Below are 15,503 nucleotides of genomic sequence, written 5' to 3' on the forward strand. Positions count from 1 at the left end.
CGCCAATAACACAACAAAAATTACATATTCTGGATATTCTGCTGCGGAATATATCCAGAAAATGTTGTGTAATGAAAAGCTCATTAAACCGAATGGTGTAACATAATTGGGTTTTGCAGCTGCAATCACTTATTCAACTAATTGAGCAATGGCTAAAGGCTGATCATCAGGTAGTTAGCTTGATATCGTCCTTTTGAATGCATCAAAATATGACATGTTCAAATGACGCTGATTTACGCAAATGATGGCTCATACTGATGGACTCAGCCATTTTTATTGTGATTTTCTCTTTTTTAAAGATCAATATTTACGGTAAGAGATGATTAATTTTGTATTTAATCAGTGCAAATATCTGCAACTAATTTGTATTTCATTATAAAAAATCATGCCCTTGATGTAAGATAAAATTCATTACAGATTATATGTATTTCGAGTGAATGTCCTAAATTCGAATACTTGATAAAAAAGGAAACAAGCATGCAGCAAGAAGTCATCATTGTTGGTGGTGGTATGGTCGGTTTAAGTCTGGCACTCATGTTGGCCAAAGCCAAAATTGGCGTAAAACTTTTAGAAGCCATTAAATACCCCAATTATGATGATGCAAACCTTGAGCCTTATCACTCGAGTTTTGATGCACGAAACAGCGCCTTGTCACGCCGTACGGTGCAAATTTATCAAGAACTAGGCCTCTGGGATGCTTTGCAGGAACACGCCACACCTATTTTAGAAGTGAATATTACAGAGCAAGGCAGTTTTGGTAAGGCAAGACTCAAAGCAGAACAAGAAAAAGTCGAAAGCTTTGGACAAGTTATTGAAAATGCATGGCTCGGCCGTGTGCTGCTCACAGAAGTCAAAAAAGAACCGCTGATAGAATTAATTGACGGCGTACAAGTGACTTCGCTGACGCAGGATGCAGACCATGCCTATATTGAAGCAAAGCGTGCTGAAGAACAGCTCAAACTACAATCTAAAATTGTGATTGCCGCCGATGGCCGTGATTCATTCTGCCGTAAAGCCTTAGGTATTGGCGCATCGGTGCATGATTATGACCAAGTGGCGATTGTCACTACAGTACAAACCTCTAAACCGCATGGTCATGTCGGTTTCGAGCGTTTTAGTCCGCTTGGTCCGCTAGCGCTGCTGCCACTTCCAGGTGAATACCGTCGCTCAGTGGTTTGGCCTGTTCCCAAAGGAACTGAAGGCGAGTGGATGGGTGATGAAAATGATCAGCACTTCTTAGATGCTTTACAAGAAACCTATGGTGACCGTGCCGGTAAATTCCAAAAAACTGGTAAACGTTTCAGCTTCCCATTGTCGCAAGTACTTGCAGAGAAACAAGCAGTTGGACGTGTAGTGCTCATGGGAAATGCAGCACATACCATTCATCCAGTGGCAGGTCAGGGCTTTAACTTGTGTATGCGCGATGCCTATGTACTACGCCGTTATTTAAAAGAGCAAGTTGAAAAAAATGCAGATCTGGGTGATGCAGCTATGTTGCTTGATTATGAAAAATCGCGCCTGACCGATCAGCAGCGGGTGATTAAATTCTGTGATTCAGTTGTTCGTGGTTTTAGTAACCAGAATCCATTTTTAAAATTGATTCGCAATACTGGATTAGTTGCCTTTGACACCATTCCGGGGATCAAGCCTTTGGTCGCGAATTATGCAATGGGGCTAAAAGCATGAGTTTAAATCATACAGATGTACTGGATGCCGTGATTGTCGGAGGTGGCTTGGTCGGTGGCTTAACGGCATTGCTGTTGGCGCAAAGCGGTGTGCAGGCTACGGTATTGGATGCGGCACCTATTTTGGATGTAGAAAAAACCAAAAGTGTTGCGAATCCTCGGGTTTTGGCGCTCAGTCAAGCCACCATTCATTTACTCAAGACTGTGGGCGTTTGGGAAAAACTTGCCCGTCAACAGCCTTATACAGGCATGCAGGTGTGGAATAAAAATGGCTATGGAGAAATCAATTTTGGTCATGTTGCAGAGCAAACACCATCAGTTGAGCAAGCTTTAGGTTCAATGGTTGAACCAAGCGTATTGAATTTAGCCATTCAAGAAAAAATGCTAGAACAACTCGAAGACTACCGAACCCAGGTTAAGGTCAGTCGAGTTGAGCGCGGCGTTGGTGTGTGGATCATTCACCTCGCAGATGGTACCCAGCTCAAAACAAAACTGGTGATAGGTGCAGATGGTGCAAACTCATTTGTTCGTGAGCAAGCTTTCATCGATCTAGATGTGCTGGACTATAAACAAGCCGGTGTGAGCTGTGCAATTAAAACCGCCCAACCGCATCAGCATGTAGCGCGTCAAATTTTCTTAGAAACTGGGCCTTTGGCATTTTTGCCGATGGCGAGTCTGAAAAAAGAGGAAAGCGGTTATTGGCAATCCATTGTGTGGACCTTACCAGATGATTACGCCGATGAATATGTGGCTTTATCCGATGCTGAATTTAATGCGTTGCTCACTCGAGAAAGTCATCACATGCTCGGTGAAGTCTTAGAAGCAACTCCGCGTGCTAAATTTCCATTGAAGGCACGAGCTGCGCAGCAATATGTGCATGATGGTCTGGCGTTGATTGGTGATGCGGCCCATGTGATTCATCCGCTTGCAGGACAAGGCGTGAATATTGGTTGTTTAGATGCAGCGGTGCTTTGCGATGTGCTTTTGACCGATAAAAAACGAGGTGTGTGGGCACATGAACAAAGTTTGAAGCGCTATGAGCACCGCCGTAAAGGGCAAAACGATGCCATGATGCATAGTATGTCCGCGATTGGTTGGTTAGAAACCACCACTTTTTCACCTGTGGTGTGGGCGCGAAACTTTGGTTTAAAACAAGTGGAAAATCAGACTGTTCTAAAAGATGCGTTTATGGCTCAAGCCAATGGTCTGAGTATTTTAAAAGATACAATCTACGCAGCTTAGGTCAAAGTCAGATATTTTTTAGACAGTCGTATAAACAAGGTTACGATTTTGATTAAAAAAGATACGATTTTTTGATTGTGGGTACTAGTCGAAATGCTCAGAGATTGCTAAATTTCTGTTAATTTAAAACCAGCCATTCGCTGGCAAACAGAAGTCATTCGCGGGGAGAACACAATGACTGATATGAACGATTATGATGATCCAGAAGATTCAGTAGTTGATGAAGATGAAGCACAAGCAGCTGAAAAAGGTGCAGGTGACGCAGCTGATTCTGCCTCTGATGGTGACACCTCTGAAGCTGAAACATTAACAGTGACTGCAAAACTAAAACAACGTCAGGCGCTTGAAGATGAAGTTGCGGCGTTCTTAGCGCGTGGTGGTCGTATTACCGAAGTCCCTCCAGACGAATCGGCAAAAGATTAAAAGTGAAAAAACACCACGTCATGTGGTGTTTTTTTTTGCTTCATTCGCTTGTGCGATGATGAACGTCATTCATTTTTTAACTCTGTAGCATGTTTGCTCAAGAAGTTAAGTCGTTAATAAGATGTGAAGTCGCTCCAAGCCGTCTTTGGCTTTATATATTTACGACTGATCGCGTAAATAGGATAAAACACAAAATGCAGTAAAAGCAAAAACATACAATTAATAATAAATGCAGCAATATACGGCGGTGCATGCATGGCCGCCACAGCAGCGACAAAAGATTGAAAAAGTAATACCGCACTCAAAACGACATAAGCCCAATAGCGATGCCTACCCCAAAATTGGCTCAGTTTCAGTAAATTACCGACTATAAAATAGAGGGAACAATATCCACAGACCATCGTAATCGCGCTATGATCGGCCGTCATTTGCTCGCCACTAATATAGTGCGGATAGGATTGAATGCCAGTATAAATAATATGTGCAAGGGCCGTGAGCCAAACCAGATTAAAGAGAATGAACACCAGCGGTTTTTTGACAGACAGATTTATGGACATGTTATAAGCAACTTTTTTCATTATATTTAAATTATTGTATGGGATCGCTTATGGAACCCGTAGGTCCCATAAGCGGTTCAAATTAAAAATAAAAAAAATTAAGCTTAATCGTTCGCTTGGGTTAATTCTAAAGCACGTTGATAGGCTACTTTCTTTTTAATCCCAGTTAAATCTGCCGCCAACTGAGAGGCAGCTTTAACGGACAAGTCTTGAAGTAAACGGGTCAACAATTTGTCTAACTTTTCTTGCTCTAGGTTTTTTTCTTCGGTCGCACCACCAATCACTAAAACGATTTCGCCTTTTTGCTGATTGTGATCAGATTCGACAAAATGAACCAATTCACCCAAAGACATTTTTTTAATGGTTTCAAATGTTTTGGTAATTTCACGTGCAAAGCCCACAGGACGATCGGCACCAAAGACATTCGACATATCTTTTAGGCAGTCCACAATACGGTGCGGCGCTTCATAAATAATCATGGTTTGAGTTTCGTCTTTCAATTTTTCCAGTGCTAAAAGACGTTGTGACTGTTTAGAAGGTAAAAAGCCTTCGAAACTAAAACGGTCACTGGGTAGGCCGACAGCACTGAGAGCTGCAATGGCAGCACAGGCACCCGGCACAGGAATGACACGAATATTTTTTTCTTGTGCAGCACGAACCAGTTTAAAGCCAGGGTCACTGATTAATGGCGTGCCTGCATCACTGATCAGCGCCATATTTTCACCTTTTTCTAGGCGTTCAATGAGCTGGTCTATTTTGTTGCTTTCGTTATGGTCGTGGCAGGCGGTTAAAGGTGTATTGATACTAAAATGTTTAAGTAATTGTGCGGAAGTTCGTGTATCCTCGGCGGCAATAATTTTAACCGACTTCAATACCTCAATTGCACGATAACTAATATCATCTAAGTGCCCGATTGGAGTTGCAACAACAAATAACTGAGCACTCATAGGTTTCTCCATGTTGGATAATAAGAACAAAATTTTGGGTCTTTGCCTTTTAAGCAGTCTGTTTACTGCTGCACAGGCAGACGTCTTGGTCATTCTACCTGAATCTGGCCCTATGGCGCGAGCCGCATCCAGTATTAAGCAAGGTTTCAATAGCGCATATCAATCGTCAGACTACAAAGTACCCATTAAGTTTGTGGATTCAAATCAAAAGCAAATTGCTGCGATATTGAAGCAACAGGTAAATAAAAAAACTCAATTGGTGATTGGCCCTTTAGCACGTCAAGATGTTGAAGCACTTGTAAAAGCAAAGCCTAAAGTCCGCGTGTTGGCTTTAAATGAAACGACAAGCCAAATTCCAAACGTCTGGCAGTACAGTTTATCGAAACGGGATGATGCTTTAGCACTCCAAAAAGTTTTTGAAAAAGACAAATTAGCGCAAGTGATAGTGTTACGTCAGCCTGCAACTGAGGCAGAACATGAATTATTGCTCATGTCCTTAATCAGCCAAAGTTCAGTGCCGATTCAAGTGGTTGAACAGCTCCCAACGAAGCTGGACAAAAATCAAGGGGTGCTGTTGCTGGGCAATAATGAATGGTTAAACAGTCAAAAAAAACTACCTAAAGCAAAACTATATACCGTTGCCAATGCGATTGAAGCCACAAAGCCCATTCCTGTAGGGCTGAAATTTTGTGATGCACCTGCCTTACATGATGCGCGTTGGCCTGACCTGATCCGAGCTTATGAGGAAAACCCAGTAGATATGCCATATCAACGTCTTTTAGCTTTTGGCGGAGACACATGGCATATCGCAAAACAATATTTGCAAGAACCGAAATTAAAAAGCATTGAGTTTCAGGGGCGAACAGGGCTAATCAAAATTAGTCAAAACAATATTCAGCGTGTTCCTCACTGCTATGAGCGAAGTAAAAAAGGCATCGTGGCGATCTCACTTTAGGGATGAAACGATGCAGCTAAACTTAGAGCAGATGAATTTGGGACAGATGAATCTGGGGCAGTGGGCAGAACGGCAAGCGCTGCGTTTGGTTGAGCAGCAAGGCTATGTACAGGTGCAACAGAATTATCATAGTCGTTATGGTGAAATTGATTTGATCGTTGCACGTGGTCAAGAATTGGTGTTTATCGAAGTTAAAGCCCGTTCGAATACCCGCTATGCCCAAGCCATCGAAAGTATCTCAATTCACAAACAACGTAAGATGATGAAGACTGCGTTGCATTTTTTAAATGAACAGTCACATTTTCAAAATTATTATTGTCGCTTTGATGCAATTTGTTTTGATTTTTATCAACACTTTGCAAAAACACTACAGCAAGACTTTTCTAAATACCCGTATCATCAGCAATGGATTGAAAATGCTTTTACTTTTGATCAAGAGTTGATTAATCTTTGATAAAACAAACTGTGTAAACGCATAGAAAAATACGTGTGGAAATTTGAGGAGTCGTGCTGAGTGGTTAAGCGTATTGCAATAACGATGCTTTGTGTCGCAAGTTTATCTGGCTGTGCGAGTTTTATTTCGAATGGAACAGGATCAGCACCTGTAGGAACTGAAAGCGGCGCACGCTCATTGGGACAAGTTTTTATTGACTCTTCCATTGTTCGAACAGCAAAAATTAATTTATATAAATTAGATACTCGTTTTAAACAGTCACGTGTCAATATTGAAAGTTTTCATGGCAATGTCTTATTGACTGGGCAAGTGCCGGATAATCATTTAAAAGAATTGGCAGAAGAAAATGTCCGTTCAATGAGTGATGTCAAAACTGTACATAACTATATTACAGTGGGTAATCAGATCAGCTATAGCACCATCATGCAAGATACTGCGGTCACTGCGAATACCCGTGGTTTGATTATGAAAGCGCCTGTGGTATCTGACAGCAAAGTACACATTCATACTGAAGATGCTGTTCTTTATGTGATGGGCCGTTTAAACAGTGCGGAAATCACAGACTTAAATCAAATCTTGCAACAAGTGGGTAATGTAACGCGAATTGTCACTTTAATCGATAATATTGATCAGAACCCAAATCCACAGGCACGTTCGATTAACTCTAGTTACACCACACCTGCTGTAGGCAATGTGCAACCTGAAGTACAAACGCCTGTTGCGATAGATCCGGATGCTGTCGATCCAAATGCTCAATAACTTGTTGGAATTGATGTTGTAATATATGAATCAATGGTCTCTGCGGCTTCAGCAAAAAATGGATTTGGCTAAATCTTTATACCGAAATTTTCGGTTATATGATTTTGGCAGTTATGCATTAAATCGACTGACACCCAAACAAGGATATCATGTTCAAAACAATATCCCTTATGGTCTAAAAGCGCGCCATCGCCTAGATTTGTATCGCACGTCAGCACCTCGTCAGCAACGTCCACTCATCGTTTTTGTACATGGTGGAGCGTGGATGCATGGTGACAAAAAGGACTATGGATTCATTGGTGAGGCTTTTGCAAAAGAAGGCTTCGATGTTGCTGTCATCAATTACCATCTCGCACCTGAATATATTTTTCCGGCTTCAATTGATGATCTTATCCTTGCATTAAACTATTTGACGCAGTCTCAGCATAAGTTGCAGATTGAAGTGGAAAATGTGGTGTTAATGGGACATTCGGCAGGGGCATTTAATGTCATGTCTGCACTGTATCATCCGATGCCTTATCAGCTACAAGTGAAAGAGAATATTCGTGCAATCGTGGGTTTGGCAGGGCCATATCATTTTGATTATAAAGGTGATCCGATTTGTGCAAATGCTTTTGATCAAAATGTACCGTATCAACAAGTGATGCCATATTATTTTGTTGAGCAAAATCAAGTGAAGCATTATCTATTCACTGCGGATAAAGACAATATCGTTGGCCATAGCAATAGTGAAGATTTTGATCGTCGATTAAAAGCCTCAGGCAACCATAGTCAATTGATTCAAATCCCTCGTGTTGGGCACATCACGATGATTGGTTCAGTTTCGAGTCTATTTAGTCGCTTCTTTAAAACCAAAGCTGAAATCATGCGTGTACTCGATGAAATTAGTCCACCTTAATGTCTTTGGTTAAATGATTGAAAATAAAAAACCGCCAAGTATGGCGGTTTTTTTATTGCATGATTTATTTACTAAAAATAGCTACTTATAACCATGCTTCGGTGTCATCTGCAACAGCAGACCCATGGATGACATGCATAATCATTGAATGGGCGATACTTCCTTTGAACGGAATTTCAGGTAATGCATCAAATTTAAAGAAAGCCGCATCACTTATTTCTTCTTCTTGTAATTGAAGTTCACCTGAAGCATATTCTGCTTTAAAGGCGATCATTAAATTACTTGGGAAGGGCCAAGGTTGGCTTGCCAGATATTGAATATTTTTGACCTTCAGCCCAACTTCTTCTTCAGTTTCACGACGAACTGCTTCTTCTAGAGTTTCACCGACTTCAACAAAACCTGCGATCAGTCCATACATAGCACGGACATTTTTTGCATTTTTTGCCAATAAAATTTCATTTTCACCACGGGTAATGACGGTAATGACACAAGGATTGACACGAGGGTATTGGTGATATCCGCAAGCGGGACAAACCATAGCATATTCTGTGGCGTGGACTTGAGTTGCAGTACCGCAGTGGCTACAAAATTTATGATTACGGCGCCATTCTAAAAGTTGAATAGCACGGCTGGCTTGTTCAAATTGCTGAACATTCCAAAGTTGTAAAAGCTGACGAATAGGGATGAGTTGTAAGCCTTCAGGAATTGGCTCATTTTCAAGTAGATCACGGGCAATCACTCGATCACCCGTGCCAATATTTAAATCACTTGCGAGTTGCTCAACTTCGGGAAGTTGAAAGTTTTCATCGACCAGCAATTGCTGTTGTTTGAAGATATACGCAAGTGATAATTTAGACATTAGGCTGCTGCTGATTTCAGTTTTTCGCTACTGTCCAATGCTACCTTAAACATGCCCTGTAAAACAGGTTGTTTGTTCTTTAAATTGTCAATCAACATATCTGCGCTTGCCAATGAATCTAATGCTTGATTCACTTCGTTTGCTTCAATCGCTGTTGAAGATTCAACTCGTTTCACAATGAATTGAGCTGTTGAATTCAGCGCATTTTGAGCTGCATCTGCATTGAGGAACAACATTGCACCACCAATTTCACGGAATTGAGTTGCAGTCGCTTCAAGTTGTGTCAAATCTTGGTTTTGTAAATACTGAACCAAAGATTGGCTAGCAGCATCAATTAAAACCTTGGTCTCATTTAACAGAGCAGCGTGTGCTTCATCTAAACGGTCGAGTGAAATATTCATATTATTCACACGAAGTTGTAAGCGGCTAGAAGTGTGATGACGCTCAAGCACACCAATCGAGTTCATGGCAGACAAGATATTGTTCATCAACTGCTGGGCAAAGCTTTCATCTTGTAAAATCTCAGCATTACCTAATGACGCAGCTTGACGCGACAGGTCGTTATACGCTTCATTTAAGTTCAAGACTTTGAAAATATTTGCCAATTCGTTCAATTTCGCTTGAAGTTCTTGGGTTTTTTCAGGCGTCATATTTTGATAGTTAAATTCAATATCATTACGAATTTGCGTCATTTCAGTCGTAACCAATTCACCAATGGTATGCATGGTGTCGAAGTCAGGACCATATAAATGACGACTGAAAACTTGCAATTGGGTGTCGGTAAGAAGGTCTTCACCGATATTTAATTTGCCACGAATATGATGAGAAATGTCATCTTCTTGGCTAATGTTTAGACTTAAGACATTGGCTAAATCAGAAATGGATGCTTTAAAGCGCTCAGTTCCTGCAAAATATTGAGCCATATTGCGTTCAATGCTTACCAAGGTACGTAAACGAGCATCGGTAATTAAGATTTGATCAATTTGATTAAACGCAACAAAAACCAAGTTCCAATATTGTTTACTTGGATGTTTGTCTGAAAGACCTGCTAAATACGCACCGACCAATTTAATCGCTTGCAAATCCAGCTCAGTTTCTTCTTGTTTAATCAATTTATTCAACGCCAACTTATACAGACGGTGAACGTATTTTGATTTTTCAAGTGCAGGAGCTTGAGGTAAGTCAAAGTCAGGAGTAATACAATCGAGTAGGGACTCAATGTGTTGGCCTTCCGACGTTAGAGGTTTACCCAAAGACAGTTCTAGACGATTAAGACTGTCCAGCAGGAACTGTGGAATTTTAACTTCACGTAGGCAGATAAATTCGATATAGCGTTTCAGCATGGTCGTGCCTTCGCTCAGTGCGATGACCTCTTGAGTGTTAATTTGCGCAGGATTCCCCATGATCTTGCGCATTAACTCTGCTGAATATTGAGCGATTTTTGACAAACTTGGCATATCAACTAAAGCTAGTACTTGAGCACATTGTTCAAATTGAATCAGTGCATCATCAATCCCGAAAGGTAAAGTTTGATCTTCAACTAAGGTGCTGACTGCTGATTCGACTAACTTGATTGAGTTATCAACCTCATTTTTTATTATCAGCAAAGCCGTTGGATCAAAATGGATAGAGGTTTGGTAAGACATGTATCTGCACCTTTCCTAGATGTTTTATCTTGTTTATTAACCGCCCCTTAAGGCGGTCCATGTTTATGGTTTTACTATAGCGTATGTAAGAATTGTTTATATACAAAAAGTAACACGAAATTTAGATTTTATTTCGCAAAAAGGCAAGGTGTACCATGTTTTTCTTCAAATTGTTTGACCCATGTCTCATGGGCTTCAAGTTCATCGGCTGAAGGTAAAATCACTGGTAATTCTATTTCAACAGCGGCGCGGGTTTGCGAACCATCTTCATTTTGCGAGTGGGTCAGGGCATCGATATCAAAGGATACCTGACCACCCGTCATTGCTAGGTATACGTCAGACAGAATTTCCGCATCGAGTAAGGCACCATGGAAGGTACGGTCACGTTGTGGAATTTCGTAACGACGCACTAATGCATCGAGTGAGTTTTTCTGGCCTGGATGCTTGGCTTTGGCCATAGCCAAGGTATCGGTAACTTCGCAAACTTCAGATAAGGCCACAAAACCGGCACGTTTGAACTCCATATCAAGGAAGTTCATATCGAAGGTTGCGTTATGCGCAATGATTTCTGCGCCTTTAAGATAGTCAAATAAGACATCAGCAATTTCAGCATACAGTGGTTTGTCTTTTAGAAAGTCATCACTGATTCCGTGAATATTTTCAGATTCACCGACAGGTTTTTGCGGGTTGATATAAATATGAATTGAGCTACCGGTCAGTTTGCGGTTAATCATTTCCACTGCACCGACTTCAATAATACGGTCGCCATCTTGGAAATAGAAACCTGTGGTTTCCGTATCCAAAATTAATTGTCGTGGGCCAGATACATCGACAGTTGCTGGTGTAATGACAATCATTGGATGGATTTCAGCAGCTTGCTTAGACTGGATAGGGGCAGCTTCATTCAACGTTGAAGCAGTGTCAGTTGCTTGTTGTTCTATCGTAATGTCATCAATCTGCTCTGCGTCAATAGCTGACTCGGCTGAGATTTCTTCTGCTACATCCTCGCTATCAGCAAATTCAAGTCCAAACGGATCATTTAATAGCCAGTCAGGTTCAGCTTTTTTTTTAGGTGCTTCAGCTGTAGTTGATGCCGCTAGTTTGATCTGTTCGAGGGTTTTTTCTGCGCCTAGATTGGCCAATTGATCTGCCATTTCATTTCCTGGATGGCCTGCATGCCCTTTAATCCAGTTCCATTCAATTTCCCGACCCTGACAAGTTGCATCCAGTAATTTCCACAGATCAGGATTTTTAACATCTTTCCAGTTTTTCTTTTTCCAACCATGTATCCACTCGGTAATGCCTTGTTTGACATAGTTGGAGTCTGTCCAAATAATCAGTTTTGCATCGGACGGACAGTGTTGAATGCCTTCAATTGCAGCAGTCAATTCCATACGGTTATTGGTGGTTTCAGCTTCGCCGCCGCAGAGTTTTTCTTCTCCAGTTTCACGGATGATATAGGCCCCCCAACCCCCTAAGCCAGGGTTGCCTTTACATGCACCATCAACATAAAGCGTGATTGTTTGAGACATAAATCAAATCCGGAGAAAAACAAGCATTCAGAACCGTATATTGTATAACGCAAATGACAGAGAGAAATCCATTTCTGGCGATTTTTTTAATTTCTTGTAACATTTATACTGAAATAGCGTTAAATTAACGCCTTGTGTCTGTGTTCTGCTTCACTACAATGGCATATCTAAAAAATAAATTTTATATGAGTTGTCTGGATTTTTTTATGTATAAATCAACTGCGACTGTCTGGCAGCCTACGTTACCACAAATTTTTAAATTTACAGTCTTGGGTTCTGCACTCGCAGCTCTTGGTCTGACGGGCTGTTCTTCATCGCAAACGACTAAGCAGAACTCAGCAAGTAAACAAGTCGGCTCAAACTTTCTCGATGCCAATAGTTTAGATTCACTCGAAGATTTACTTTCTGCAACAGACATGCGTGCCGTAGAAGGCGATCGCCTTTTAGTACTTAAGCATGGTGATGTCTGGAAGCGTATGACCGTGGGTTTCAAAATGGATTTGAACCACTGGGATACGCGAATTGAAGCGCAGCGTGGTTGGTTTATTTCACGTCAACCATATATTGATCGTTTAAGTGCGCGTGCGTCCCGTTATTTATATCACACGGTTAAAGAAGCAGAACGTCGTGGTTTGCCGACTGAGTTGGCGTTATTACCAGTGATTGAAAGTTCTTATGACCCAGCAGCAACCTCAAGTGCAGCCGCAGCAGGCTTATGGCAATTTATTCCAAGTACTGGACGTATTTACGGCTTAAAACAAACCTCAATGTATGATGGTCGTCGTGACGTAGTGGAATCAACGCGTGCAGCTTATGAGTTTTTAGGTGCGCTACATAACCAGTTCGGTTCGTGGGAATTGGCTTTGGCTGCATATAATGCAGGGCCGGGCCGCATTCAACAGGCGATTAACCGTAACCGTGCGGCAGGTTTGCCAACGGATTATTGGTCACTAAAACTGCCCCAAGAAACCATGAACTATGTCCCACGTTTCTTGGCTGTTGCTCAAATTATTAAAAATCCAAGTGCTTATGGCGTAAGTTTACCGCCAATTGCCAACCGTCCACACTTTCGTGAAGTGGCTGTAGGGCCTGCAAATTTAAATGAAATTGCATCTATTACCGGTTTAAGCCGTGCAGAACTCTATGCACTAAATCCCGGGCATCGTGGCGATGTGATTGACAGCAGTAGCCCAATGCGGATTTTAATTCCTGCGGATGTGAGTCCATCAGTCGATGCACGTTTGAAGAAATTACAATCAGGTGGTTCATCAGGTTATTGGGCAAGTAATTCAACTTATAACTTACCAAAAAATAATGTTGAAATAACACCATCACGTGTTACTCCGCCGGAATTAAATAGTAAAACTATTCAGCCCGCTAAAGTGACGCCACCTACGCTTAAAACACAGCCGACAGTGACAGCTTCTGCCAAACCACCTGTAGTCGCTGCAACGGTAACGCCGAGTGTTCCATCAGGAACGAAAGGCAAAACGCCAATAGGATCATCTGCTTTGGCTGCTTTTGCATCGAATAGTGATATTCCAAGTGCGCCGCGTATACCAGTCGCTGTAACACCTTCGACTCCTGTGAAAGCCGTGTCTGTCGAGCCACCACTCAGCGCAAATGAGCGTGAGCAAATCATGGCGGCTATTAAAGCTGAAGGTGAGACCAAAACAGTCGATGAGGTATTAAAACCAGTAGCGACTAAAGCAGAACAAGAAGAAGTCGTTCAGGAAATTAAAGCTATTGCGCCGAAGGGCACTGAAATTGTCGATCCTTACGATGGCAAAATTAAGTTAACTGCGATTCAGACTAGCCAGTCGATTGCGGATCAACAAGGAAAAGAACTGACGAAAGGGTTCTCTTACCCGAAAAGCGTGGCTGAAAATACAGGTGCAGATTCCGAAGAAGCAAAACGCAACCAAGGTAAAAATGTCATTCGTACAGATTCTGAAATTGTAGTTGTACCACCTAAAGGTAAACGCAGTACTTATACAGTTTTAGCGGGCGACACATTAGCGTTGATCGCGATGAAAAATGGCGTGAATTGGCGTGATATTGCAGCTTGGAACCAAATTTCGCCAGATTCGACCTTGTATGTCGGTACGACCATCTATTTATATGATGCGAAACCGATTGTGCAAAATAATGAAGAATCGAAAGCTAAGCCTATCGCAGATAGCTATGTGGTGAAAGCAAATGACAGTCTTACAGCTGTTGCGAGTCAATTTGGTTTAAGTACGAAGCAACTCGCCGACTACAATGGTTTAACCACCACGAGTGGTTTATATGTTGGACAGAAATTATCCCTAAAAGAAACGCCTGCATCGAAAGCAAAATTGGAAGCTGATAAGAAAGCCGCTCAAGTTGTCGAAAAACCTGCAAAAGTTCAAACCAAATCCTACACGGTAAAACGTGGTGAATATCTAAAACTCATTGCAGATCGTTATGCGCTGTCAAATCAAGAGTTGGCAGATTTAACAACTGGCTTAACGGCTGGCAGTAGCTTGATGGTGGGGCAAAAAATTAATGTGCCTTTACAAGCTGTAGCAGAAGTTGAGAAGCTCGAAAGCAAAGTCTTGAATCGCATTGAAAATGTCAAAGTTGATCCTGCGTATAAAGTTGAAAGCTATAAAGTGCAGCGTGGTGATACGCTTTACAGCATTGCGACGCAGTCAAAGATCAGTTTGTCAGAATTGGCGAGTCTAAATGATATGTCGGTAAATAGTGGGCTGATGGCTGGGCAAAGCATTAAAGTTCCTGCAAGTTCAACTGTTCCAGATACTTATGTGGTGCAGTCTGGCGATACACTGACAGGTATTGCTAGCCGCTATGATTTGGGCATGGACTATGTCGCGAATTTAAATGGCATAGAGCGTAGTTCAGGTCTACGTGTTGGGCAGAAATTAAAATTAACAGGTGATGTTGCACCGGTTAAAGTAGAAACTAAAGTTGACCCGACCAAAACTGAAAGCAAAACCAATACACGAACGAATTCTGCTGAAGTGACCGATATTCATGTGGTGAAATCAGGTGAAACATTGGGTGTGATTGCGAAGAAATATCATCTTCAATTACGTTATTTAGCTGAATTAAATGGCCTCAATACCAATAGTGCGATTCGTGTAGGGCAGCGTTTAAAAGTAGATGGTGAACTACCTGCTGATGTAGCTAGTAAAGCAACTGAAACCAAAAAAACGCAAGCTAAATCCTCCACGAGTAATGTGAAACCAGCAAATACTGAAAGCTATACTGTGAAATCAGGCGAGTCTTTAAATTCGATTGCTAGTCGGACAGGTTTAACTGTGGCAGCATTGGCTGAATTAAATAACTTGAATCCGCGGGCAGGACTGCGTGTCGGTCAAAATTTACAAGTCCCTAAAACTATTAGTGAATACCGTATTAAACGCGGCGATACATTGATTGGTTTAGCAAGCCGTTATGGACTAGATACATCAAAACTTGCTGAAATGAATGATATGCAACCGTCTGCTCAGTTACGTATTGGTGAAGTCATTAAAGTACCAAACTGAGTCTAAACATTAA

Annotated in this window: 13 protein-coding genes; 8 read left to right on the forward strand and 5 right to left on the reverse strand. The window is 41.6% G+C overall.

The genetic code is table 11. From position 1 onward, the window contains the following. The first annotated feature begins 477 nt into the window (after nucleotides 1-477). The 3 genes from ubiH to FTU29_RS10600 all read left to right on the forward strand — a co-directional run bounded on the left by ubiH (nucleotide 478) and on the right by FTU29_RS10600 (nucleotide 3,350). Nucleotides 478-1,686 carry a 2-octaprenyl-6-methoxyphenyl hydroxylase gene (gene ubiH, locus FTU29_RS10590; protein ID WP_180121758.1) on the forward strand — a complete coding sequence of 403 codons (1,209 nt, stop codon included), beginning with the start codon at nucleotides 478-480 and terminating at the stop codon, nucleotides 1,684-1,686. Next, nucleotides 1,683-2,927 carry an FAD-dependent monooxygenase gene (locus FTU29_RS10595; RefSeq protein WP_180121760.1) on the forward strand — a complete coding sequence of 415 codons (1,245 nt, stop codon included), beginning with the start codon at nucleotides 1,683-1,685 and terminating at the stop codon, nucleotides 2,925-2,927. Before ubiH ends, FTU29_RS10595 begins: the two co-directional genes overlap by 4 nt. A 174-nt stretch (nucleotides 2,928-3,101) precedes the next feature. Next, nucleotides 3,102-3,350, forward strand: a complete 249-nt coding sequence (locus FTU29_RS10600) for a hypothetical protein (protein WP_078189169.1) — start codon at nucleotides 3,102-3,104, stop codon at nucleotides 3,348-3,350. A gap of 113 nt (nucleotides 3,351-3,463) precedes the next feature. On the opposite strand, the gene FTU29_RS10605 is transcribed toward FTU29_RS10600, so the two are convergent. Continuing rightward, nucleotides 3,464-3,928: a hypothetical protein gene (locus FTU29_RS10605; protein WP_257226920.1), complete on the reverse strand. Its 465-nt coding sequence runs from the start codon at nucleotides 3,926-3,928 to the stop codon at nucleotides 3,464-3,466. A gap of 83 nt (nucleotides 3,929-4,011) precedes the next feature. Continuing rightward, on the reverse strand, nucleotides 4,012-4,854 hold the full coding sequence (gene rsmI, locus FTU29_RS10610; RefSeq protein ID WP_180021930.1) for a 16S rRNA (cytidine(1402)-2'-O)-methyltransferase: 843 nt from the start codon (nucleotides 4,852-4,854) through the stop codon (nucleotides 4,012-4,014). Between the two features lie 10 nt (nucleotides 4,855-4,864). Between rsmI and FTU29_RS10615 the strand changes: the two genes are divergently transcribed. The 4 genes from FTU29_RS10615 to FTU29_RS10630 are packed head-to-tail and all read left to right on the forward strand — an operon-like array spanning nucleotide 4,865 to nucleotide 7,920. Further along, nucleotides 4,865-5,809, forward strand: coding sequence for a penicillin-binding protein activator (locus tag FTU29_RS10615; RefSeq protein ID WP_180048732.1), 945 nt, complete (start codon nucleotides 4,865-4,867; stop codon nucleotides 5,807-5,809). Nucleotides 5,810-5,855: 46 nt separating this feature from the next. Then, nucleotides 5,856-6,263, forward strand: coding sequence for a YraN family protein (locus tag FTU29_RS10620; RefSeq protein ID WP_180004220.1), 408 nt, complete (start codon nucleotides 5,856-5,858; stop codon nucleotides 6,261-6,263). 60 nt (nucleotides 6,264-6,323) lie between these two features. Beyond that, nucleotides 6,324-7,022: a BON domain-containing protein gene (locus FTU29_RS10625; protein ID WP_078192932.1), complete on the forward strand. Its 699-nt coding sequence runs from the start codon at nucleotides 6,324-6,326 to the stop codon at nucleotides 7,020-7,022. A 25-nt stretch (nucleotides 7,023-7,047) separates the two neighbouring features. Continuing rightward, nucleotides 7,048-7,920: an alpha/beta hydrolase gene (locus tag FTU29_RS10630; protein WP_180121762.1), complete on the forward strand. Its 873-nt coding sequence runs from the start codon at nucleotides 7,048-7,050 to the stop codon at nucleotides 7,918-7,920. 85 nt (nucleotides 7,921-8,005) lie between these two features. On the opposite strand, the gene nudC is transcribed toward FTU29_RS10630, so the two are convergent. The 3 genes from nudC to dnaQ all read right to left on the reverse strand — a co-directional run bounded on the left by nudC (nucleotide 8,006) and on the right by dnaQ (nucleotide 11,957). Beyond that, complete coding sequence (nudC, locus tag FTU29_RS10635; protein WP_180121764.1) at nucleotides 8,006-8,779, reverse strand: NAD(+) diphosphatase; 774 nt, start codon at nucleotides 8,777-8,779, stop codon at nucleotides 8,006-8,008. Then, nucleotides 8,779-10,425: a chemotaxis protein gene (locus FTU29_RS10640; protein ID WP_180121766.1), complete on the reverse strand. Its 1,647-nt coding sequence runs from the start codon at nucleotides 10,423-10,425 to the stop codon at nucleotides 8,779-8,781. Before FTU29_RS10640 ends, nudC begins: the two co-directional genes overlap by 1 nt. A 128-nt stretch (nucleotides 10,426-10,553) precedes the next feature. Then, entirely contained in the window at nucleotides 10,554-11,957 is a 1,404-nt protein-coding gene (gene dnaQ / locus FTU29_RS10645) for a DNA polymerase III subunit epsilon (protein WP_180121768.1), read from the reverse strand. A gap of 206 nt (nucleotides 11,958-12,163) precedes the next feature. On the opposite strand from dnaQ, the gene FTU29_RS10650 reads away from it, so the two are divergent. Further along, complete coding sequence (locus tag FTU29_RS10650) at nucleotides 12,164-15,490, forward strand: LysM peptidoglycan-binding domain-containing protein (RefSeq protein ID WP_180121770.1); 3,327 nt, start codon at nucleotides 12,164-12,166, stop codon at nucleotides 15,488-15,490. The last annotated feature ends 13 nt before the right edge of the window (nucleotides 15,491-15,503 follow it).

The sequence above is a fragment of the Acinetobacter sp. YH12086 genome (assembly GCF_013419345.1).
GTDB classification, from domain to species: Bacteria; Pseudomonadota; Gammaproteobacteria; order Pseudomonadales; family Moraxellaceae; genus Acinetobacter; species Acinetobacter amyesii.

Bases quoted from the DNA above. Each gene is read 5' to 3' on its own strand.
- FTU29_RS10630 (WP_180121762.1), top strand. From the start codon at position 7,048: ATGAATCAATGGTCTCTGCGGCTTCAGCAAAAAATGGATTTGGCTAAA.
- FTU29_RS10600 (WP_078189169.1), top strand. From the start codon at position 3,102: ATGACTGATATGAACGATTATGATGATCCAGAAGATTCAGTAGTTGAT.
- nudC (WP_180121764.1), bottom strand. From the start codon at position 8,779: ATGTCTAAATTATCACTTGCGTATATCTTCAAACAACAGCAATTGCTG.
- FTU29_RS10650 (WP_180121770.1), top strand. From the start codon at position 12,164: ATGTATAAATCAACTGCGACTGTCTGGCAGCCTACGTTACCACAAATT.
- FTU29_RS10620 (WP_180004220.1), top strand. From the start codon at position 5,856: ATGAATCTGGGGCAGTGGGCAGAACGGCAAGCGCTGCGTTTGGTTGAG.
- FTU29_RS10595 (WP_180121760.1), top strand. From the start codon at position 1,683: ATGAGTTTAAATCATACAGATGTACTGGATGCCGTGATTGTCGGAGGT.
- ubiH (WP_180121758.1), top strand. From the start codon at position 478: ATGCAGCAAGAAGTCATCATTGTTGGTGGTGGTATGGTCGGTTTAAGT.
- rsmI (WP_180021930.1), bottom strand. From the start codon at position 4,854: ATGAGTGCTCAGTTATTTGTTGTTGCAACTCCAATCGGGCACTTAGAT.
- dnaQ (WP_180121768.1), bottom strand. From the start codon at position 11,957: ATGTCTCAAACAATCACGCTTTATGTTGATGGTGCATGTAAAGGCAAC.
- FTU29_RS10640 (WP_180121766.1), bottom strand. From the start codon at position 10,425: ATGTCTTACCAAACCTCTATCCATTTTGATCCAACGGCTTTGCTGATA.
- FTU29_RS10605 (WP_257226920.1), bottom strand. From the start codon at position 3,928: ATGAAAAAAGTTGCTTATAACATGTCCATAAATCTGTCTGTCAAAAAA.
- FTU29_RS10615 (WP_180048732.1), top strand. From the start codon at position 4,865: ATGTTGGATAATAAGAACAAAATTTTGGGTCTTTGCCTTTTAAGCAGT.